Origin of the sequence: Adhaeribacter arboris (assembly GCF_003023845.1) — a bacterium.
Classification (GTDB): domain Bacteria; phylum Bacteroidota; class Bacteroidia; order Cytophagales; family Hymenobacteraceae; genus Adhaeribacter; species Adhaeribacter arboris.
Genome location: NZ_PYFT01000001.1, coordinates 750,082 through 771,042, shown reverse-complemented (window position 1 = coordinate 771,042; position 20,961 = coordinate 750,082). Strand labels below are relative to the sequence as shown.

The 20,961-nt window shown below is 41.6% G+C and carries 18 protein-coding genes and 1 tRNA gene; 11 read left to right on the top strand and 8 right to left on the bottom strand.

Going from position 1 to position 20,961, the window contains the following annotated elements:
• Positions 1–330 precede the first annotated feature (330 nt).
• The 5 genes from AHMF7605_RS03295 to AHMF7605_RS03275 form a co-directional block, all read right to left on the bottom strand.
• Positions 331–777: a hypothetical protein gene (locus tag AHMF7605_RS03295; protein WP_106926416.1), complete on the bottom strand. Its 447-nt coding sequence runs from the start codon at positions 775–777 to the stop codon at positions 331–333.
• A 425-nt stretch (positions 778–1,202) separates the two neighbouring features.
• On the bottom strand, positions 1,203–1,385 hold the full coding sequence (locus AHMF7605_RS03290; protein ID WP_106926414.1) for a hypothetical protein: 183 nt from the start codon (positions 1,383–1,385) through the stop codon (positions 1,203–1,205).
• Positions 1,386–2,014: 629 nt separating this feature from the next.
• Positions 2,015–2,087, bottom strand: a tRNA-Thr gene (locus tag AHMF7605_RS03285).
• 130 nt (positions 2,088–2,217) lie between these two features.
• Positions 2,218–4,608, bottom strand: coding sequence for a DUF349 domain-containing protein (locus AHMF7605_RS03280; protein WP_233218926.1), 2,391 nt, complete (start codon positions 4,606–4,608; stop codon positions 2,218–2,220).
• A 32-nt stretch (positions 4,609–4,640) separates the two neighbouring features.
• Entirely contained in the window at positions 4,641–5,192 is a 552-nt protein-coding gene (locus AHMF7605_RS03275) for a YqgE/AlgH family protein (protein ID WP_106926412.1), read from the bottom strand.
• A gap of 285 nt (positions 5,193–5,477) precedes the next feature.
• Here AHMF7605_RS03275 and pdxH point away from each other — a divergent pair, with 285 nt between their 5' ends.
• The 4 genes from pdxH (at position 5,478) to AHMF7605_RS03255 (ending at position 9,214) form a co-directional block, all read left to right on the top strand.
• Positions 5,478–6,134 carry a pyridoxamine 5'-phosphate oxidase gene (gene pdxH, locus AHMF7605_RS03270; RefSeq protein WP_106926410.1) on the top strand — a complete coding sequence of 219 codons (657 nt, stop codon included), beginning with the start codon at positions 5,478–5,480 and terminating at the stop codon, positions 6,132–6,134.
• Positions 6,135–6,289: 155 nt separating this feature from the next.
• Entirely contained in the window at positions 6,290–7,588 is a 1,299-nt protein-coding gene (locus AHMF7605_RS03265; RefSeq protein WP_106926408.1) for a DUF1015 domain-containing protein, read from the top strand.
• Entirely contained in the window at positions 7,554–8,123 is a 570-nt protein-coding gene (locus tag AHMF7605_RS03260; RefSeq protein ID WP_106926406.1) for a Maf family nucleotide pyrophosphatase, read from the top strand. The genes AHMF7605_RS03265 and AHMF7605_RS03260 overlap by 35 nt, the downstream gene beginning before the upstream one ends.
• 119 nt (positions 8,124–8,242) lie before the next feature.
• Positions 8,243–9,214, top strand: a complete 972-nt coding sequence (locus AHMF7605_RS03255; RefSeq protein ID WP_106926403.1) for an aldo/keto reductase — start codon at positions 8,243–8,245, stop codon at positions 9,212–9,214.
• 299 nt (positions 9,215–9,513) lie between these two features.
• On the opposite strand, the gene AHMF7605_RS03250 is transcribed toward AHMF7605_RS03255, so the two are convergent.
• Positions 9,514–10,299 carry a DUF547 domain-containing protein gene (locus tag AHMF7605_RS03250; RefSeq protein ID WP_106926401.1) on the bottom strand — a complete coding sequence of 262 codons (786 nt, stop codon included), beginning with the start codon at positions 10,297–10,299 and terminating at the stop codon, positions 9,514–9,516.
• 333 nt (positions 10,300–10,632) lie between these two features.
• On the opposite strand from AHMF7605_RS03250, the gene AHMF7605_RS03245 reads away from it, so the two are divergent.
• Positions 10,633–11,427, top strand: coding sequence for a hypothetical protein (locus tag AHMF7605_RS03245; protein ID WP_233218919.1), 795 nt, complete (start codon positions 10,633–10,635; stop codon positions 11,425–11,427).
• 632 nt (positions 11,428–12,059) lie between these two features.
• Here AHMF7605_RS03245 and AHMF7605_RS03235 read toward each other — a convergent pair.
• A complete protein-coding gene (locus AHMF7605_RS03235) occupies positions 12,060–13,115 on the bottom strand; it encodes a tryptophan 2,3-dioxygenase family protein (RefSeq protein WP_317046492.1) in 1,056 nt (351 codons plus the stop codon).
• Positions 13,116–13,290: 175 nt separating this feature from the next.
• Here AHMF7605_RS03235 and sdaAB point away from each other — a divergent pair, with 175 nt between their 5' ends.
• The 4 genes from sdaAB to AHMF7605_RS03215 all read left to right on the top strand — a co-directional run bounded on the left by sdaAB (position 13,291) and on the right by AHMF7605_RS03215 (position 18,198).
• On the top strand, positions 13,291–13,968 hold the full coding sequence (sdaAB, locus tag AHMF7605_RS03230; RefSeq protein WP_106926395.1) for an L-serine ammonia-lyase, iron-sulfur-dependent subunit beta: 678 nt from the start codon (positions 13,291–13,293) through the stop codon (positions 13,966–13,968).
• Positions 13,965–15,419, top strand: a complete 1,455-nt coding sequence (locus tag AHMF7605_RS03225; RefSeq protein ID WP_106926393.1) for a TolC family protein — start codon at positions 13,965–13,967, stop codon at positions 15,417–15,419. The genes sdaAB and AHMF7605_RS03225 overlap by 4 nt, the downstream gene beginning before the upstream one ends.
• A gap of 21 nt (positions 15,420–15,440) precedes the next feature.
• Positions 15,441–16,844, top strand: a complete 1,404-nt coding sequence (locus AHMF7605_RS03220) for an efflux RND transporter periplasmic adaptor subunit (protein WP_106926391.1) — start codon at positions 15,441–15,443, stop codon at positions 16,842–16,844.
• Positions 16,845–17,208: 364 nt separating this feature from the next.
• Entirely contained in the window at positions 17,209–18,198 is a 990-nt protein-coding gene (locus AHMF7605_RS03215) for an NAD(P)H-dependent glycerol-3-phosphate dehydrogenase (protein WP_106926389.1), read from the top strand.
• 31 nt (positions 18,199–18,229) lie between these two features.
• Here AHMF7605_RS03215 and AHMF7605_RS03210 read toward each other — a convergent pair whose 3' ends face one another.
• Entirely contained in the window at positions 18,230–19,783 is a 1,554-nt protein-coding gene (locus tag AHMF7605_RS03210) for a glycoside hydrolase family 43 protein (RefSeq protein ID WP_106926387.1), read from the bottom strand.
• A gap of 309 nt (positions 19,784–20,092) precedes the next feature.
• On the opposite strand from AHMF7605_RS03210, the gene AHMF7605_RS03205 reads away from it, so the two are divergent.
• Positions 20,093–20,272: a hypothetical protein gene (locus tag AHMF7605_RS03205; RefSeq protein WP_106926385.1), complete on the top strand. Its 180-nt coding sequence runs from the start codon at positions 20,093–20,095 to the stop codon at positions 20,270–20,272.
• Positions 20,266–20,793 carry a TIGR04282 family arsenosugar biosynthesis glycosyltransferase gene (locus tag AHMF7605_RS03200; protein WP_158267444.1) on the top strand — a complete coding sequence of 176 codons (528 nt, stop codon included), beginning with the start codon at positions 20,266–20,268 and terminating at the stop codon, positions 20,791–20,793. Before AHMF7605_RS03205 ends, AHMF7605_RS03200 begins: the two co-directional genes overlap by 7 nt.
• Positions 20,794–20,961: the final 168 nt, after the last annotated feature.

Sequence of the window (20,961 nt, the reverse complement as noted above, 5' to 3'; positions counted from 1 at the left end):
CCTACCCGTCGGAATGCCTGCGGGACCGAAACTTTAGAGGCCCTCTACAGCGAAACTGATGTTATTTCATTTAGCTACTGCTCCTTACTCATACGTCTTATTCCTTGCCATTGGATATAAGTAAAATATAGCATTTTCTTTTTTCAAGGCCTCTTAAAATGATGACGGAAAAGAGAAGTGTAAGTTTGATGGGCATAGCCAGAATCTCGGTTTCGGACAAGCCTGCTTTGGAAACCTAGCAGGTTTGCTTCCCCATTACACTACTTTCTGGAAACCAATAAGTACGATTGGGTATAACTCGTTATTTGAAATTAAACTTACTCCATTTACTTAGGGCTGCGGTGGTAAAGTTACCGGATTACTAGAGGTAAAAAGCCATTGGTACGCCTGGTCAATATCCATGAATACGGCAACATTTACTTTTTCTTTTAATTGTTCATCCACCTGCACTAAATCCTGAATGTGATAGGTTGTTAATACTTCTGCCACCAAGGGCCGAATAATATAGGCATAATCGTGCTGCAATTGCGGGTTAAAAGCGGTAAATATCTCCTCCACCAGCCAATGCTGATCGGCTAACTCCAGAAACTCAGCTTGTTCCATATTGCACAACCATTTCGTTAAATGATGCTCGTGCGCGTACGCATGCGCCCGGGTAATTATATCCCGAAAAGTAGAACTTTCCGGATGAGTTAACCACCTTATTCCAATATAGGAATCCTCCTGATTAACGTGAACTTGAGCGGTTTCATCTGAGTATAAGGTTTGTAATTCCATGAGGGTAAAAATAATACGGTAATAATTTATAACACAAGCAGCATTTCACCTTTAAATCTTCTCCCCCGTTCGGGTAGTTGTAAGTTCGGATTTACTTTTTCAATTTATGTATTACCCGTCTAACTTAGTAAGTAAAGAAACCCCAGTATTAAAATAGTAGATAGTAGACTTATTTAGATTTAACATATCAATAATCAACGCTTTATTACAGCAATTGCGACGTCCGCAAGATCTAAGAAATTTTGTCCCCGTACGTACTTACTTTCTTCTTTCTAGAGATTATTTAATCCTGTAAAACAAGAACGGCTTTCTCGTTCCCTTGAACCACTGGCTTTTTACTTTTACCTTTCGTGGTAGTATCGCCGGCTAAAAAAAGCTCCTTGCCGGTATCATTACCGTTTTACCATCAGCATTAAGTAAACAAGTTAAAAATCTTCATCTTCCCAATTTAACTTTAATCTTTTCCTGCGTTTCTTTTTATGCCAGCCCTTTTTGCTTGTAGAAGTGCCCGGTATGCGCTCGTAGTATCTATGCACATAAATTGCAATAATTGCTACACAGAACACCAGAATAGGCAGGATAATAATACCCCAGTATACTAATTCCATGCGTTATTTAAATGAAAAACTGTAAGAAGTGTAATGTAATTATTAATTAATTGTACGGTATAAAATTAAAAAAAAGAGGCGCAAAGTTAGTTATTTTGAGGCTAATTTCGGTATTTAAGCTATTTATCTAATCCGGAGTACTAAGGGCAACCTTTTATATACATACAGCAGTTCAAATCCCGGCGGATCACTAGATTTTTTACTCAATTTACTCTTGAATAGTCCAGGTGAGTATTAGATATAGTCCTTTAAAATTATCCATCAACAGCATCCAACCAGTAGCGGCACTCCTACTAGCTTATGCTTTAGAAGTAGTCCGGAACATTTCCCCTACTCCACCAGCCACTTACTAGTCAGTTCCGCAAAGGCACGAGAATGCAAGGAAATTGCTTCATTCATTCTTGAGCACGAGGAGAGCCAAAAGATTTATTTAAAAGGCAGTTTAGATTATCTTAAAAGAAAATTGCTGCGAAACCAAAGAGAACGAATTAAAAAGATAATTTCAGATTCAGGAATCTTTAAAGAATAGATAAAGCTTCTGATTCTAATAAATTTTTTAAAGGAAACAAACCAGATACCAATAAAAAAGCACTTACAAGGTTAAACCCTACAAGTGCTTGATCTTAAGGAGCCCCCTGTCGGAATCGAACCAACGACCTACTGATTACAAGTCAGTTGCTCTACCAGCTGAGCTAAGGAGGCTTTTTAATGAACGATTGCTTCGTGTTTGGAAGCGGATACAAAATTAGTAAACCTGCTTAATAATCCAAATTCCTTAGTTAAGTATTCTGGCAATTTTTAGCAAATCCTTGAAAATCAAAAAGAATATTTATCAAGAACGAATGGCCCGTAGTTGGTTTTTAAGCACATTCATCCGAGAAGTAGCATCTTCAATTCGCTGCTGGTATTCCTGGCGCAGTTTCTCGGCGTTTTTAGAGCGGGCAAAAAACTCGATATTCGTGCGCAAAGTACTAATATCGTTCTCCAGAGTACTGATCTCTTTCCGGATATTTTGCTCTTTCTGATACAATTTATGCGAAGCATCCGGATGATTACGTAATCGGTCCAGTTGAAGTTGAAAGGCTAATTCATTTTTTCTTTCGTAACTTAAATCCGGAACCGTATCCAGGTATTTCTGTAATAAATCAAAAAAGCGTTCTTCCAATTTCCCGTTTGGTCGCTGACCGGCTTCATCAAAGCTACGCCAATCGCTGAGCAATTGATTAAACTCCTCTAGAGAACCAACGGTAGGCGTCGGCGTACTTAGTCGACTGGCTAGTTTATCGTAATAAGCGGTTTTCTCCGAAGCGGCCCGTTCCAGCTCTGCTTCTTTTTGCTGTTGCTGGTTTTGCTTCCGGTCAAAAAATTCGTTACAAGCAGCCCGAAAACGGTTCCAGATTTTATCGGAATACTTATCCGGCACCCGGCCAATGGTTTTCCATTTTTTCTGCAACTGAATCAAACGTTCTTTCGTTTCATCCCAATCGGTGCTGTTCTTCAAGGCTTCGGCCTGCTCGCACAACTCGGTTTTGTGCCGGAGGTTCTGCATTTTTTGTTCGTCGAGCTGTTTAAAGAAAGCATTTTTATGTTGGTAAAAAGCTTTGTAGCTGCTCCAGAACCGGCGGTTTACATCGTCGGCATTTTCTTTCGGCACCAGACCTATGCTATCCCATTGTTCTTTTATCTTTTGAATTTCGTCGGTTTTATCGCGCCAATCGTTAATGCGGTCCGAGTTAAAGTTCTGATAAGGCGCTACGATTTCGAGAACATTTAATTTACGCTGTAAATTTTCCTGCTCCTGCGATTTTCGGACGGTTAAATATTCTTTTTTGCGCTCGTGAATTCTTTCGGAAGCCTGAATAAACCGTTCCCAGATGGCATCCCGCGATTCATTCGGTACCGGGCCAATATTTTTCCATTCTTCGTGTAAATGCCGTAATTCCTGCAAAGAAGCGTTGATGGAAGGATTGGTTAATAAGCCTTCGGCGCGTTCACATAACTGAATTTTTTGTTGCAGATTTTTCTTCCGGTCGAGTTCTTTCAGTTCGAAGAAAATGCTCCGGTTATTGTAAAACTTATCTAACAGCGCGTGGAAAGAATTCCAGAGTTGTTGGGCATCCGAAGTAGGTACCGCGCCAATGGCCTTCCATTCGCTTTGAATCGCTTTGAGTTTATCAGCGCTATTTTTTGTTTCCGCAGATTCTACTAAGGCCCGTAGTTGTTCGAGCAATTCGTTTTTGCGCTTTAAGTTTTTTTCTTTTTGCTCTTCTTCGTTTTTCAGCTCCCGGTTGCGGTTTTCCCGGAACTGCTGGAAGCCACGTTCAATTTCCTGGTTTTCCGGACCAGGATGAAAAGCAAAGTCTTCGGCATCGCCCCCTTCGGATACAAACTTTTCTAAAGCATCGTGTTTTTCGGCCGCTACCCGCAGTTCATACTGCCGGTACATTTCAAAAATTTGCCGGGCATTTTTTCGCGGATCCGAAGTTTTATAGGCTTTTAGCAGCTGCTTTTTTAGTTCAGGAGCCGGTAAAGTACTGTAATCTATTTCCGGAATGTAATCGTCGGAATGCGCTTCGTCCGGATGTTCGGTATCTTCTAAAACTAAGTTGGTAATTTCCGGATCAGTTTTTTCGGGGTTTACCGCCGGTGCTTCTTGTTCCGGAACAATTCCAGCGGTACTCATTTCGGAAGGAGTAAGAGCCGTTTTATCATCGGGAGTAGAGGGTGCGTCTTTAACGTCCGATTCCGCATCCGGCGACTCCAGGGCATCCGAAATAGTTTCGGTAAATGGTTCATCCGGAGCAAGGTCGTTATTGCTGGTTAAATCGCCTTCAAAACCCGAAACTTCATCCGCCTGATTTACTACGCTGCTTTCCACGGGCGGCACTTCAAAGTGCACGGTACCCGTTGGTTTTTCGGCATCGGCTAACGCTTGAATGGGAGTATCCGCAACGGCTGGTTCTGCCAGAGTGGTCGGTACAGATGAATTAGTAGTTTCCGGAGTATTGGCGGCCCCTTCGGCAATTTCTTCCTGGGTCAAGGGCATTGGGTCCGTTAAATCCGGACCGGGGGTACCTCCTATTGCTTGCGGTTCGGTTTTATCGCGGGCATTCAATTCGGCTAGTCTTCTTTCTAAAATCTCCTGTGGGTTACCTCCATCGGGACGAAGATTAGATGGAAAGTTCTCGTTACCGGATGGGCTATTTTTCTCGTTTTCTAACATGCTTTCTATGCTTCTTACAAAGCCGGATTGGTTTAATTTAAACTTGGATCTATGGGGTAATTAGACAATATCTTGTATTTCCCCCCCATTTGTTTTAGTATATCGCGCCAGAGTGAATCCGTATTTAAATGAAATAGATTATCAGTTGCTGAATTATTTACTATCCAAACATTATTTTTTATTTCATCCTCCAACTGGCCTGCCGACCAACCGGAATAACCTAAAAAGAATCGGATGTCGTCCGGGTCTATTTTACTGGTATTTAATAAAAATTTAAGTTGTTCAAAATCACCGCCCCAAAAAACATGAGAACCTAAGGTTATAGATTCGGTTAATTCCGTAAGCTGGTGAATGTAATGCAAAGTATTATGTTCCATGGGCCCGCCTACATGCAGTTCCATATCAAAGTTCAGGTGTTCTAATTCGGGCACATCACTTAACTTAAGATTGGTTTTACGGTTCAGTACCAGTCCAAAAGATCCTTCTTCATCGTGTTTGCAAACCAGCACTACGGTACGTTCAAAATTTGGGTCGCCTAAAAAAGGTTCAGAAATAAGTATACTGCCACTTTTAACTTTCGTCATAATCAAAATAAACTTCGGAGTTAATTGTTTTAAAGGTCATGAATTAACCTTTCGCTTTACGCTATTTCGAGGTTAATAGTAGCAGTAATTTGAAAAATAATCTACTATGTATGAATTATTTTCTCAAATTTGAATAGTTCTGGCGGCAAATACTTAATGCTTTTACGATCAATAAAAAAGGATTAAGATTTTAAGCTGCAAAATACTACAATTTTATGAAATATGCGATATAATTTAGAAAAATTAGCATTTTAAGCCATTTAAAATATAAATATTATAATATATATGCCTTTAACTGTTGATCTTGCCAGTATTCGGAAAAACTATTCTTTACAGGAATTAAATGAAAGCAGTGTGGCGGCTCATCCTTACCAACAATTTGATACGTGGCTGCAGGCAGCTATTCAAGCGGCTTTGCCCGAACCAACGGCTATGGTTTTAGCTACCGCCGATCCGGTGGGAACTCCTTCGGCCCGGGTGGTTTTGCTTAAAGGTGTAACTGCGGAAGGGTTTCTTTTTTTTACCAATTATCTCAGCCACAAAGGGCAAGACATAGCCCATAACTCAGCAGTAGCGCTTACTTTTTTTTGGCCCGAGCTGGAACGGCAGGTACGAATTGAGGGGAAAGTAGAAAAAACAACGGAAAACGAATCCGATGCCTATTTCTGGAGCCGGCCCCTTGGCAGCCAAATTGGCGCCTGGGCTTCGCCGCAAAGTAAAAGGGTTACCAACCGGCAAGAACTGGAAGAAGCCCACGAACAGTATACCGCTAAGTTTGCGGGTTTACCTAAAATCCCCCGACCCGAACATTGGGGAGGTTACTTAGTACGGGCCCACTTAGTAGAATTTTGGCAAGGCCGCCCTAATCGGCTGCACGATCGCATTGTGTACACTAAAAATGTAACGAATGCTGACTGGCAGATTTCGCGACTTGCTCCTTGAGTAGCAAGTTTTACGTTTTCTAACTTATTTTTATTCGAAATCTGTTCAAAAATTATAGTAAGCAGCCGGATAAAAATTTAATTTATGTTAAACTTTACCTCCTAGCAGGAGTAATAGCCATTAATAAACGTAAAACCTAAAACCTTCTACTTACTTTGGCCGAAATTATTCCCTTGCGGGGCTGGCGTTATAACCAGGAACTTAGCAACTCCATTCAGGATTTAACTTCCCCGCTTTTTGATGTGGTTTCTTTAAAACAGCGGGAAGCGCTTTATCAAAATTCCTATAATAGCATTCATTTATCGGTACCCCAGGGTACTTTTCCCGCTAAAGAAGCCGCCCAATTGCTGCAAACCTGGAAAACGGAAGGCATCCTAAAACAAGATTATTTACCGGGTATTTACGTTTATTACCAATACTTCCGGCTACCTGGGTCGGAGCAGGAACACTGCCGGAAAGGGTTTATGTGCCAAATAAAGGCGTACGACTGGGACGAACAAGTTTTGTTGCGTCACGAAAATACCATTCCGGCCTCGGTAAACGACCGGATTGACTTGTTAACCGAAACCCAGTTGCAGGTTAGTCCTACTCACGGCTTATACACCGATCCGGATTTTTTGCTCGAAAAGTACATGGACGAAAGCATCCAGGCGCCCTTACACGAAAGTGAAGATTACCAAGGCGTGCGGGATGTGGTAGCTGTTATTCAGGATGCTGCTGCCGTTCGAGAATTTATACGCGTATTAAAAGACAAACAGGTGTTGCTGGCCGATGGCCATCACCGCTACGAAAGCTCGTTGCAGTACCGAAAAGCCAGCAGGGCGGCAAACCCGGACCACACCGGAACTGAATCGTATAATTACCATTTTATTTACCTGACGAACACTGAAGGTTGCGATTTACGCATTTTACCCACGCACCGCTTATTCCGGCATTTGCCTTTAAGTTCCGAAGAATTCTTATCTAAAATTGCCGCTTATTTTACCATTATTCCTCTAGCGGACCCGTTTGACCTGAACGAGATTATCATTGGAAAAAAATGGGCCTTTGGGCTTTACCTGCGCGGAAAACCATACAAAATTCGCCTCAAGACCGAGGTTCACGCCGACATTAGCTGGCCCTTGCCCGCGGTGGTAAAAGAACTGGATTTAACGGTACTACATTATTTTGTGCTGGAAAAAATTCTCGGCATTTCGCAAGAGGCGCAGCGCACCAGTACTGAAATTCAGTACATTCGGAATTTTGCCGAATGTTTAAGCCGGGTAGATCACGAGGAGGCCGAGGTAGCTTTTATTACCAATGGAGTTACGATAGAGCAGGTTAAAACAGTTTGTTACAGCGGGGCGCTCATGCCTCAGAAATCAACTTTTTTCTACCCGAAAGTAATCAGTGGATTTGTATTTAGTTCGATTAAACAAAATGAATTTTACCTCGAAGTTAGTCCTTGCCTCTAATTCTCCGCGCCGACAAGAGCTATTGACCAAACTTGGTTTAAACTATACGGTGCGCGTTAAAGAAGTAGAGGAATCTTTTCCGGAGCATTTACACCGCCACGAAATAGCCGAGTACCTAGCGGGTAAAAAAGCAGCAGCTTATCGGGAAAGTTTAGCAGAAAACGAAGTTTTACTTACCGCCGATACCATTGTTTGTCTCGAAGATAAAGTTTTAAATAAACCCGCTGATTTAAACGAAGCCCGAACCATGCTTCGCTCCCTCTCGGGCAAAGCGCACGAGGTGATAACGGGCGTTTGTTTACTTTCCCGGCCAAATAAAGTAATTTTTCACGACGTAACCCGGGTGTATTTTAAAGAATTAAGCGAAGCCGAAATTACCTGGTACCTGGAAAAATACCAACCCTATGATAAAGCCGGGGCTTACGGGGCGCAGGATTGGATGGGGATGGCAGCCATTTATCGGCTGGAAGGCTCTTTTTACAATGTTATGGGATTACCGGTACACAAAGTATACGAGGCATTACAAAGTTTCTGAATTGCGGATTTTCGCAGATTTCACGAGTAATTAAATTGTAGATTAAACGGATTACCCGAATTCCGCGATTCAGACAAAATTAACTGTAAAATTTTTCAACTAACAATAAATGATAAACTATGGAATACAGAAGATTTGGCCGCACCGGCTGGCAAGTGAGTGAAATTGGTTATGGTATGTGGGGCCTGGCCGGTTGGACCGGTTCGGACGATGAGGAATCTAATCAATCGCTGGACTTGTCGGTGGAACGAGGCTGTAATTTTTTTGATACGGCTTGGGGTTATGGCTCGGGCCGCAGCGAACAAATTTTAGGTAAATTACAAAAACGGCACGCCGACAAAAAGCTGTACCTGGCCACTAAAATTCCGCCTAAAAATTTTCAATGGCCTTCTACCCGCGCGTCTAAACTGGAAGATTGCTTCCCGTACGACCACATTGTGGAGTACACCGAAAAAAGCCTGAAAAACTTACGTGTAGAGACCATTGACTTGCAGCAATTTCACGTCTGGGAAGATTCCTGGGCGCAAGAGGAGCAATGGCAGCGGGCCGTAGAAGATCTAAAAAAAGCCGGTAAAATTCAGGCAATGGGAGTAAGCGTGAACCGTTGGGAACCGAACAATGTGCTGCACACTTTGCAAACCGGACTGATTGAAGCCGTGCAGGTAATTTATAATATATTCGACCAAGCTCCCGAAGACGCATTATTTCCGCTCTGCCAAAAATTAGATGTGGGCATTATTGCTCGGGTTCCATTTGATGAAGGCACTTTAACCGGCACTTTTACCAAAGAAACTACTTTCCCCGCCGACGACTGGCGCAGCACTTATTTTGTACCGGAAAATCTAAATTCCAGCGTAGACCACGCCGATGCTTTAAAACCTTTGATTCCGGCCGGAATGACGATGCCCGAAATGGCGCTTCGTTTTATTTTAAGTAACCCGCAGGTAGGAACCGTTATCCCGGGTATGCGCAAAGTGAATCACGCCGAGGCTAACTTAAAAGCCAGCGACGGCAAAGGATTACCTGAAGAACTATTGCACCAATTAAAACAACACCGTTGGGACCGCGAACCCACCGAGTGGTCGCAGTAAAATAGTTGCCGGTTGAAAGGTTGGAAAGTTGAAAGGTTAGAAAGTTTAATAACCAGAAAGCAACGGTAAACTTTTGATAGATTGAAATTTAACTTCATTTACATAAAATAATATTAACTTTATTATGTCAACTTTCCAACTTTATAATCTTTCAACTTTCCAACGAAAAACCAGGAGTAAGGGAAAAGAACAGTATTTCTTATTCCATAAATTATTAATGATCTCCTGTCTATGGACCATGGACAATGGACGATAGACCATAGTCTATGGTCCATGGTTTATCGTCTATGGTCTATCGTCTATTCGTTTAAATTCCAGTTGTAGTCGAGCGTGGAAACCTGAGCATCCGGATTAATTTTTACCCGGGAATATTTATTTAAAAAGCCTATTAAAGATTCTTTTTTGGTAAAATCCCCTTTAAACCAACTAAATATCTTTGAAATCTGAATTTGATTAGGCTTAATCTTATTGCGGCTGGGATCATTGATAAATAGGTGCGCTTGCTTATTTAGCTGTTGGTTTAAATCAGAGGCGGTATAGGCCCTGTTTAACAAGGGCGGGCAAGAAACCGACGCGCAAACAATGGCAAAATGGATGCGCGGCTCGTTAAATTTTTGGCGTAAAATACTGTGTTCTATTTCGTTTAAGTCTATACGGGATTGTCCGATACGAATAAACTTCTCGTCCCAGGGCGTGTTTACGAACGGTATTTTAATTTTACTGCCGATGTCTTTGATGCTTTTTAGGGGATAGTTGCGTAAAATGAGTTGCAGCGTAAAACCATTATAGGCGTTTATCCAATAAGCCAGTTGCTCGGCCCGGCTCCAGGTTTCAGCGGGGGGATTATTGCTCAGGGTTTGCAGGTATTGATTTAAAGCAACACTGTCTTTTAAAAATTCTTTATAATTTACTTTCCCCTGGGTCGAAACATACTTTTGCAACAATTCGCTGTAAGCCTGATGGGAAACCGGAGTTTTGGTTGCATGGCCAGAATATAATTCTTCCGACCTGGATTGGCTTTGCGATGAACAACTAATAAAGAAATTACAAACAAAAAACAGCAGGAGAACACTTGAAAAATTCATCTGAGTAGGTGAGTTAATAGAGAGTAAGAAACCCTGGCGTAAAAAAAGTATTAATTTTTTCTGGCTCTCTCTAGGCTACTTACTTTAAGTAATGCAAGTAGCATCTTTTCATTTTAAGTTAATAATCAGCAAATTATTTATTTTAATTAGAAAATTCTGGTACCTTTTTGCACCCTTATTATTTATATATTTTTTCTGAAGAAACGAAATTGTATCATTTATTTTGCAACTAAACAAAAAACTATATACCGTTAGCCAAAGACATTGTTTAAACAAGATTCCTATTTACTATAAGGTTGATTTTTAGGTTCCTAATCCATTATAAAAACCATTATGAAAACGACAACTACTTTTTTAAACTTAGTATTGCTAATTACTTGTCTTACTTTCCAGATGTGCCAATCGAAGGAAGAGCAAAAGCAAACTGGTAACCCACCGATGGATGGCTTTAATTTAACTGGGTCTGACCCGAAAGCCATTCAGATTGCGGATTCGGTGATGGCGGCGCAAGGCGGCCGCCAAAACTGGGATGCCACCCACTTTATCGCCTGGAACTTCTTCGACGTCCGGAAATTAATCTGGGATAAGTATACCGGGAATGTGCGCATTGAAAATTTAAAAGACGGTACTAAAACTTTAGTGAATATAAATACGGGTAAAGGCAAGGTTTTTAAAAATGGGACAGAAGTTACGCAGCCCGATTCTCTGGCCAAATACCTGCAAGAAGGCAAAGAAGCCTGGATTAACGATTCGTATTGGTTGGTAATGCCATTTAAGTTAAAAGACTCGGGGGTTACTCTTAAATATGTAGGGGAAGATACCGTTTCGGGCGGGCAGAAAGCGGATGTTTTGCAGCTTACTTTTCAAAAAGTGGGCGTTACTCCCGATAATAAGTACCACGTTTACGTAAATAAATCTTCGCACTTAGTGTCTAAATGGGCGCATTACAGAAATGCCGCCGATTCAACGCCGGTTTTTGTTATGCCCTGGCAAAACTACCAAACTTACGGTAAAATTAAATTATCCGGCGACCGGGGAAAAGCCAAGCTAACCGATATCCAGGTTTTCGATGAACTGCCCGAAACCGTTTTTACTTCCTTTGACCCCGTAATCCTACCTAAAACCTAGGATTAGGTTATACGTCTTAGGTTGGAGATTTTACGGTTAAAAAAATTCTTTATAAGCCATAATAATTGAATTATTATGGCTTATAAAGAATTTTTTTAACTTGTTCGTTATAGGCAATCTTTTTATATCTAAATGATTCGTAAAAACTCTAATAGTTTACTTGGAAAATTAATGGGAATTGGATTCGTCTGTTACTTTCTATGTATAATTCTTTCGACTCCTGTATTTAACTTTCTTGTAAAACATTATGGTATCTGTGGAGAAGCTATACTAATTAATGAATCAAAAAGAATAAGATACCATAAGGCTACTTTATTGTATAACTTTTACTACCATGGGGTAAATTATAAATCAGACTCTTTAGAAGAAGATTTAACCAGGGTAGGTGATACAATACGTGTTGTGTATTTAAAATTTCTTCCTTCCGTAAACAGGCCGATTACCTACTTTGAGGAAAAAGAGATATTTAGCTGTAAATAAAAAAAGCCTATAACCACAACTAAAAAGCAATAAAGCATTTTTTTAGCAAATTCGATAAGCGTAATAGAGTTGAAGTTGAATCCACTTGGTTATATACAATAGAAACTTAACCCTTAAAACGTACAACGTACAACGTACAACCTGCAACTTAATTACAAGTCACTTAATACTTTTTCTACCCAGCCTTTTCCCCAGTCTTCTATTTCCTGATCGGTCCAGATAGAGGGAAAAAAAATGCGCTTCTGGAATTTGGGCGGTAAATACTGCTGCCAATTAGTGCCGCCGGTAGCGGCCAGACTTTCTTTCTCGTTCTTTAAATAACGCACCGCTGATTTAAAATGCATTAAGGGCCAGTTTACATTTACGTTGCTATCCAGCAATTTCAACTGGCGCAATAATTTTGGATTTTGCTGGTCGGCTTCGGGCAAGCGTTTTACCACGGCCCAAACGTTTTTATCTTTAAATTTTAAAGCAAATACCGAAAGCGTATCGGCGTATTTTTCTTCGAATTGCAGTAAGGTTAAGGTTTTAGTACCGGAATCCACTTCTGTTGCGCCTTCTTTCCAATAAATGCAACCCATCATTTCTTCGTGACCGGCGGTTAAACCCAGGGCGTTGCGCTTTTCTTTATCCATCAGGTTTTTTAAATCGGTCGAGCAAATTTCAATCATCCGAAACTGCACCGACTGAAAGCCACTGGCCGGCATTAACGACATCCGGAACTGTAAAAATTCTTTCGGGTCCATGCCATCAACCATCACATCAAACGAATCGATCAAGTTTTCGAAATAACGGTTAATCCGGCTGATGCGTAAAATTAACTCCGACAGAGCCTCTTCGGGTAAGTTTCCAATCTGTTCGTATTCATTCAGGCAAAGCTTAAAGTAAAGCTCGGTAATTTGGTGATACAAAATAAAAATTTTCTCGTCCGGAAAAGTAGTTCGCGGGGTTTGCAAACTTAACAGCGTATCCAGGTGAATATAATTCCAATAATTTAAAAAATCGGAGTGATACAATCCTTCCAGGTAGGCAGCGAGATCCTGACCTAAAGCCGAATATTTTTCTTCCAGCTTTTTTAGTTGTTCTAATACCTGCGGCTCCAATGGCATGCTCATTAAACAAAAGGAAAATAGTTTTGCCTGTAAACTTAAGGTTAAATTTTTATTCTGGTGATATCCTTTGGGCAACCCATTTAAAATTATTCGCATCTATCATAATAAACTTACCTTTATCTTGCACATTAAAGTATGGCAGGAAAAGCCGGAAAAACAGCATTCATACTAAATTTAATATAAGCCGCTTAAATATTTTAACTAATACTTTCTTAATTGTAGCGAATAAGTAAATTTGATTTTTTGAAGTATAGCTTCCTATATTCGTCAGATGGCCGAAAAAAGCAGTATTTTTGACATGATCGGACCGGTTATGATTGGTCCTTCGAGTTCGCATACCGCCGGCGTGGTACGAATTGCGCGAGCCGCTATCCGGATATTAGGGGAAACACCGCGCACGGCGACGATTACTTTCTATAATTCATTTGCCCGTACCTACGAAGGCCACGGCTCGGACCGGGCGGTTGTTGCCGGCTTACTCGATTTTGCCACCGACGATGTTCATTTGAGAGATGCTTTTACTTACGCCGCCGAAGCGGGATTACAATACACGTTTCGTTCCGTAGGCAATGCCTCTACCCTCCACCCCAATACGGTAAAGCTAGAGTTAACCGGCGCCACCAACCAAGTAGAAGTTATCGGTGAAAGTCGGGGCGGCGGCGTTATCCGCATTGTGGAAGTAGATGGTTTTTCGTGCGATTTTTCGGCCACTTTACATACTTTAATTATTGATGCCGACGATATGAAAGGCAGCATTGCTTTTATTGGCAGTGTCATCGCCCACGATGATTGTAATATTGCCACCATGAATGTATCCCGGCGCGCTAAAAACGAACTAGCCCGCCAATTTATACAAATGGATACCGGTTTAAAACCCATTACGCTTCAATACCTTAGTCAGTTAAGCTGGATAAAAAAAATCACCTACATTCCCAACATCGACCTATGATGATAAATCTTTCCAAAAAAATAGTAGTGGCTGGGGCTTTCATAATTGGCTTTATCTTTAGCCAACCAGCCATGGCTCAAACCAAGCCTAAAACTTGGACTTTGCAAGAATGCATTGACCAGGCAATAAAAAGCAATTTAACGATTCAACAGACGCAACTCCAAGCCGATTTATCCCGGGTAACATTGCGGCAAGCGCAATTAAACCGGCTACCAACTATAAACGGCAGTACCGCTTATAATTTAAATTCTGGCCGGTCAATTGACCCTACTACCAACAGCTTCGTCAGCGAAACTATTAAATCCAATAACTTGCAGGTTTATGCCAGTGTGCCGTTGTTCTCTGGCGGTCAGTTAATAAATACTATTAAGCGGAATAATTTTGATAATCAGGCAGCCGTAGCGGATGTGGCCCGCTCCCGGAACGATATTATGTTGAACGTAGTCACGTTTTACATTCAAATTATTTTCAATAACGAAATTTTAAAAGCGAACGAATTATTGCGCAGTAGTACATTGGCGCAATTAGACCGGACCCAAAAGTTATTCAACGCTGGTTCCGTACCGGAAACTAATGTGCTGGAACTTAAAGCGCAATTAGCTTCGGATGATGTAAATATTATTACTGCCAAGAATAATATCGACATTGCTAAGCTTAACTTATCTCAATTATTGAATCTACCTAACGCAATTTTTGAACTAGAGGTACCGGCTATTCCTGACCCCGACCAGGACGTGATAATTGTAGATGCCAATCAAATATTTGAAACCGCCCAATTAAATTTACCGGAAGTAAAAGCGGCTGATCTGCGCGTAAGCAGTGCTCTAGCCGGCATTGATATTTCCAGAAGCGCTTATTACCCGCAACTTTCTTTTAATGCCGGTTACAATACGCTGTATTCCAGTGGCCGGCCTTTATTTGAACCAACTGGTTCGCTGGTAGAGCAAACATTAGGATTTGCCAGTAATGATGGATTACCAGGAGAGGAGTTGAAAATTTTTGTTCCGGGTTCTCGGACTATGAAATACCCATATTTTGACCAAATAAAAGATAACCAAAGTAAGAATATTGGCTTATCCTTAAATGTTCCGATCTTTAACGGTTTTTTGGCCCGGAACAACGTTAGCCGTTCTAAAATAAATCATCAGAATGCGGTACTCAATACGGAACTGGTACGGGACCAGCTACAAAAAAGTATTCAGCAATCGGTAGCGGATGCCTTAGCGGCCCAGAAGAAATTTATCGCCGTTAAAAATCAATTGGCGGCTTTAGAGCAATCTTATAAAAATGCCGAGATTCGGTTTGCCAATGGAGTGATGAATGCCACCGACTTTAATGTGGCCCGCAATAATTTCACCAAAGCTCAATCCGACCTCATTCAGGCAAAATACGATTATACATTCAAGTTAAAAGTTTTAGATTACTATCAAAATAAACCTTTATCCTTCTAGCGCTTATAAAAGCAAATATTCATGGCCAAAAAGAATTCAAACCGATTATTGTATAGTATAGGTGCCATAGCCCTGGTAGTAATAGTAGGGCTAGTTATTGCTAAAAAACAAGGTTGGATTGGGAAACCCAACGGGGTGGAAGTAACTGTTGCCAAAGCTAAACAAACCAAAATTGTAGAAAAGGTGAGCGCTTCAGGCAAAGTACAACCCGAGGTAGAGGTAAAAATCAGTCCGGACGTTTCCGGGGAGATTACCGACTTATACGTGAAAGAAGGCGACTCCGTGGTAAAAGGCCAGTTGCTGCTGCGCATTCGGGCCGATAATTACAAAGCAATGGTGGACGCTCAGAATGCGCGGGTAAATACCGAGCGGGCCAATATGGCGCAGGCCAAAGCGCAGCTATCGCAGTTGATTGCCAGTAGTTCCAATATTCGTTTAACGCACCAGCGAAACGCCGAGCTATTTAAACAAAAAGTAATATCGCAATCGGAGTTTGACCAAAGTAAAGCGCAATACGAAGCCAGCATTCAGGAAATAGAATCGGCGAAGCAACGAGTGCGGGCTTCTGAATTTAACTTGCAAAGCTCCCAGGCCAGCCTGGACGAAGCGAGTAAAAACTTACAAAAAACCACCATTTACGCGCCGGTAAGCGGCACTATTTCTAAACTAAACGTAGAACGCGGCGAACGGGTAGTGGGCACGTCGCAAATGGCCGGTACCGAAATGCTCCGGATTGCCAATTTGCATTCCATGGAAGTGCGGGTGAACGTAAACGAAAACGATATTATCCGGGTAGGTCTCGGCGATTCGGCAATTGTGGAAGTAGATTCGTACGCCAATGACGATACTAAATTCCGGGGAGTAGTAACCGCCATTGCCAATACGGCTAAAGATGCCACCACCCTGGAAGCGGTAACCGAGTTTGAAGTGCGGATTCGTTTACTCAGCGACTCTTACCAAAACCTGAAGAAGAAAAACACTACTCCTTTTCGGCCCGGCATGACCGCATCGGTAGATATCATTACCGAACAAAAAGACAATGTATTGTCGGTTCCCTTAGCCGCCGTTACTACCCGCAACGAAAACGAAAATGCCAGTACTACTAAACCCGTTAAAACGGAACAATCGAATAATAATCAAGATAATACTGCTAACAACGCCAACAGCAAACCCGCTCCGGTAGAAGATTTAAAAGAAGTTATTTTTGTGCAGGAAAACGGCAAGGCTAAAATGGTGGAAGTAAAAACCGGTATCAGCGATTTTGATAATATTGAAATTACCAGCGGCTTAAAACCTGGGCAAGAAGTAATCTCCGGGCCTTTCCGGGCCGTAACCACCCAATTAAAAAATGGTACCGCCATTATTGTAAAAGATGAAAAATCGCTGAATAAAGCCGGCGGGGAAGAAAAAGAAGGTAATTCGTAGTTTACTCCTAAAAATTTAAATGGAAAAGGGTGGTTCATAACTACCCTTTTCCATGTTAAACCTATGTTTCATTTGGTGAGTAATACCCAATAGCATAAGCTGGCTTACCTAACATATCTGGCTAAACCCGGCGGGTTTGTTGGCCTTTCTTGGATTGCTTATGGCAAGTAGTAAAGGAGAAATCGTATAATTTACCAATACCCATTTTATTTAAACCTTAATAAATTACCTAATACTAAAAAGCGCCGCTTTTTTGGTATTAGTTGTACGTTGAGACATGCATTTTTCCGGATGCGATTAGAATAACCAAGCAATTTATTTTATTTTTAAATTTTATACATCCGATTTTATTAAAACGAATTAATTGGAAAAGGTAGCGGTAATTGGAGGCGGTAGTTGGGCCACTGCCTTAGTAAAAATAATCTCCGAAAATAAAACTCCGGTTAAATGGTGGTTCCGGCACGAGGCTGATGTGAAACATTTGCAAACGTATTGCCACAATGCCCGGTATTTAAGCGGAGTTACTTTTGATTTACAATACGTAGAACCGGCTACTGATTTAGCAAAGGTAATTCAGGATGCAAAATGGGTTATTCTGGCGGTACCTGCTGCCTTTATCGAATCAGTTTTACAAAATTTACCGGCAGCTATTTTCGCGGATAAGTTTCTGGTGTCGGCCATAAAAGGTATGATTCCCGTAAAAAATTGTCTGGTTACCGAATACCTCCAAAATAACTTTCAGGTACCTATGAGTCAGCAATGCGTTATTGCCGGACCCTGCCACGCCGAAGAAGTTGCCCTGGAAAAACAATCGTACTTAAGCATCGGAGCCTTAGACGTAAATCTGGCCGAAAGCTTTTGCGCTTTGCTGCGCAACCGGTACGTACGGGCCTCGCCGGTTGAAGATATTTACGGTATTGAATATTGCGCCGTCATGAAAAACATTATTGCCCTGGCTTGCGGCATTGCCCACGGTCTAAACTACGGCGATAACTTTCAGGCAGTAATGGTTTCCAATGCCATGCTCGAAATAGAAGCTTTTTTGCAAGCTATTCATCCCGGAGTCCGGAATCTGAGCGGCTCGGCATATTTAGGCGATTTACTGGTTACTGCTTATTCGCAATTCAGCCGGAACCGCACGTTCGGCAATATGGTTGGGCGGGGCTATTCCGTTAAATCAGCTCAAGTAGAAATGAATATGATTGCCGAGGGCTATTACGCCGTTAAAATCATTCACGAGTTAAATAAAAAACTGCGGGTAAACATGCCCATTACCTCCGCGGCCTATAATATATTGTACGAGCGCATTTCGCCAGCCGTGGAAATTGCCATTTTAAAAGAAAAATTTCATTAACAGGACATACGTTAAACGGATATTCAATTTTTTAATCGTATGTAAGACTTACTGAACCAACCGTTCCGGTTGCCTTCCCCTCTTCCCTTACACTGATGCCTAACCGGGGCGCCCGGTCCCAACGCGGTAGAAAAGTGCCATCTAAAGGCACGTCCTTTATTGAACCTGATTTTCCCCTAGTATCTTTCCAACTAAATTGGTAAAATTTACCTTGTTTACTAGTCATCGTTAAACGGATAGGTGATTTGCTGTTCGGCAAAGGATGCTTTTGTAAAATTTGCCGGCGACCGTCTTTTACTTGCCATAATTCCAGGGAATCCTTGCTTACCCCAACTCCCAGGGCATTTTTAGCATCGCCGTAAACACAAACGCTTTGCAGCACTTTGTCTTGTGGAAGAAATTCGGCCGTAAAGGTATAGGTACCTTTTTTAATTACCAGGCCCAAAAAGCTACCGGCCAGCTGGGCGTAATTATCAGGGGTAAGTTGCAAAAATCCATTTTCTTGCTTAAATTCTGGCTTTGGTTGGCTTACATCCCAAACCCAAGGAAGTTGTTTATCTTTTTTTTCAAAACTCGTCGTTACATGTAAGTTTTGTTGCTGAGCAACATTAAAGGGAGAAGCTGCTTGATCAGGTGGCGTGTTGCCATATCTAAATGTTGGCCACCCGGTTTTGTTATCCCAAACTAGCTCACTGAGTACTCCTTGCCGGCCCGTAAATATAAAATCGGTTCCATTGTAAGCATGGTGCAAATAAAAATAGCGGCTATCCGGCGTAGTTACTACCGTTCCGTGGCCGGGGCATCTCCAATTTTGGTCTCCTTTTAATACCGGGTTTCCCGCGTATTTTTCCCAAGGTCCTTGCAATTTTTCCGCCCGGGCAAACCCCACCTGGTAATTGCATTCGGGTCCGCAACAAGCATTACCCGAATAAGTCATGTAAAAATAACGGCCTTTTTTGAAAATGGCTTGACCTTCTACGCCACCAGCTTCCCAATTATTGGGTTCGGCTTGTAGTAAGGTAAATACTTCCCCGGTTACTTTAAGTCCGTCGGGAGTAAGTTCCCGGCCCAGAATCTGGATAGCTTTTCCTTTATCCAGGCCATAGGCTTTCCAGGTAATGTAAAGTTTCCCGGCATCTTCTATCACGAAGGCGTCAATGGCTTCGTTGGTCCATTCTAATAAACAACCCTTATCCGTAAAGCCTTGGCTTAAATCTTTTGTGGTGGCCACTCCGATGTAAGAATGCTGGTCAGATTTGCGGCGAGCCGTGTAATACACGTAAAATGTACCATTATGGTAATATAACTCCGGAGCCCAGTAACTGCCCATGGTCCAGGAAGGCAGGGTTTTAAAAACCGGTCCCACGTATTGCCAGTTAACTAAATCCTTCGAAGAATAAATAGGATATGCTGGCCCCCATTCAGAAGAAGTACCCGCGGCATAATAAGTATCCCCGACGCGAATAACCGAAGGATCAGCAAAATCGCCGGCAATAACTGGGTTGCGGTAAGTTACGGATGAATTTATTTGGGCAAAGCTCGATAAAGTAAACAGGCAAATAAATAGACTAATTAAAAAACGCATATTTCAAATTCTTTTTGAGTTATGTAGTAATTGAAATAATTATTCTGAAGCACTAAACTACCTGAAATCTAAATATAAATGCTTCCTCCTTACGAATAATAATCGCCTCCTGCGGGTTGCTCTTTCCCTGCAAACAGTAATTATTCATTGGTTCATTCTATTTTAAGCACAAGCCAGGGCATAAAATATATTTAATATTTACCTGCTTCTGTATTACTCAGTGCTTAATAAATCTGGAATGACTATTTATGCGTATTCTTTAGAAATAAATAGGTAAATTGTTACATCATTATCTTTATTACTGCTGACTTGCTTTCTTCTACCGAAAATACCGCTCTCCTGCTTTTTACCCGCACGCCGCAGGAAGAAGTTTTGCATAAAAATTTAATTGAAAAGCAAAAGGTAAGCGCACAAAAGCAGTTTTTCCACAAATTAATGGAACACGCCCGAAAGCTGGGGCAAAACTCCGGCCTATCTTTTTCGTGGTAAATTCCAGTAGCCAACAAGGCCACACTTTTGGGGAACGATTGCAGAAGGCATTTGCCACCTTTTTTGCCCGTGGTTTTGCTAAAGTAATTATTATCGGGAACGATTGTGCGCAGTTGCGAACCAAAGACATAAAACAAGCTGCTACTTTATTGCAACAAAAGGCCGCCGTTTTTGGTCCGGCCCGCGATGGTGGGGTTTACCTCCTGGGTTTAGATAAAACTTTATTCGAACAAAATACCGGCTTTGCGCAAATTAACTGGCAGACTTCTTCGGTACTGGCGGAATTACAAGCCTGGAGCAACAACTACGAAACCATCAATTTAGCCACGGTTTACTCCGATTTAGACACTTACCAGGATCTTCAAGTGGCTTATTATAACAAGCAGTTGCCCCAATTACTTTTAACTTTATTAGCGGCGGTTTTCTCTACTCTCCAATACCAGAGCAGTCCATTTACTTTTTCCTTTAAAAATTATCTTACTCCTTCCTTTTCATTCCGGGGACCTCCCCTTTTTTCCTAATATTTCCTGGATCTTTAAAAAAGCGATTGAACCTTCATTGATTGGTTAATTCAGGCCTTATTCAGAAGCATTCTATCCCGATTATTAAAAAAGGAACCAACATTCAGCGCAAGCAATTGATTTACCTTTTGGTAATAAATATTACGTGCGGCTACAAATAAAATGGTT

What these genes read in the sequence shown, in the direction of transcription:
- AHMF7605_RS03290 (WP_106926414.1), bottom strand. Translation starts at nt 1,385, where the DNA reads ATGGAATTAGTATACTGGGGTATTATTATCCTGCCTATTCTGGTGTTC.
- AHMF7605_RS03245 (WP_233218919.1), top strand. Translation starts at nt 10,633, where the DNA reads ATGAAAACGACAACTACTTTTTTAAACTTAGTATTGCTAATTACTTGT.
- AHMF7605_RS03295 (WP_106926416.1), bottom strand. Translation starts at nt 777, where the DNA reads ATGGAATTACAAACCTTATACTCAGATGAAACCGCTCAAGTTCACGTT.
- AHMF7605_RS03260 (WP_106926406.1), top strand. Translation starts at nt 7,554, where the DNA reads ATGAATTTTACCTCGAAGTTAGTCCTTGCCTCTAATTCTCCGCGCCGA.
- AHMF7605_RS03250 (WP_106926401.1), bottom strand. Translation starts at nt 10,299, where the DNA reads ATGAATTTTTCAAGTGTTCTCCTGCTGTTTTTTGTTTGTAATTTCTTT.
- AHMF7605_RS03225 (WP_106926393.1), top strand. Translation starts at nt 13,965, where the DNA reads ATGATGATAAATCTTTCCAAAAAAATAGTAGTGGCTGGGGCTTTCATA.
- AHMF7605_RS03280 (WP_233218926.1), bottom strand. Translation starts at nt 4,608, where the DNA reads ATGTTAGAAAACGAGAAAAATAGCCCATCCGGTAACGAGAACTTTCCA.
- AHMF7605_RS03235 (WP_317046492.1), bottom strand. Translation starts at nt 13,115, where the DNA reads ATGCGAATAATTTTAAATGGGTTGCCCAAAGGATATCACCAGAATAAA.
- AHMF7605_RS03210 (WP_106926387.1), bottom strand. Translation starts at nt 19,783, where the DNA reads ATGCGTTTTTTAATTAGTCTATTTATTTGCCTGTTTACTTTATCGAGC.
- AHMF7605_RS03220 (WP_106926391.1), top strand. Translation starts at nt 15,441, where the DNA reads ATGGCCAAAAAGAATTCAAACCGATTATTGTATAGTATAGGTGCCATA.
- AHMF7605_RS03275 (WP_106926412.1), bottom strand. Translation starts at nt 5,192, where the DNA reads ATGACGAAAGTTAAAAGTGGCAGTATACTTATTTCTGAACCTTTTTTA.
- AHMF7605_RS03255 (WP_106926403.1), top strand. Translation starts at nt 8,243, where the DNA reads ATGGAATACAGAAGATTTGGCCGCACCGGCTGGCAAGTGAGTGAAATT.
- sdaAB (WP_106926395.1), top strand. Translation starts at nt 13,291, where the DNA reads ATGGCCGAAAAAAGCAGTATTTTTGACATGATCGGACCGGTTATGATT.
- pdxH (WP_106926410.1), top strand. Translation starts at nt 5,478, where the DNA reads ATGCCTTTAACTGTTGATCTTGCCAGTATTCGGAAAAACTATTCTTTA.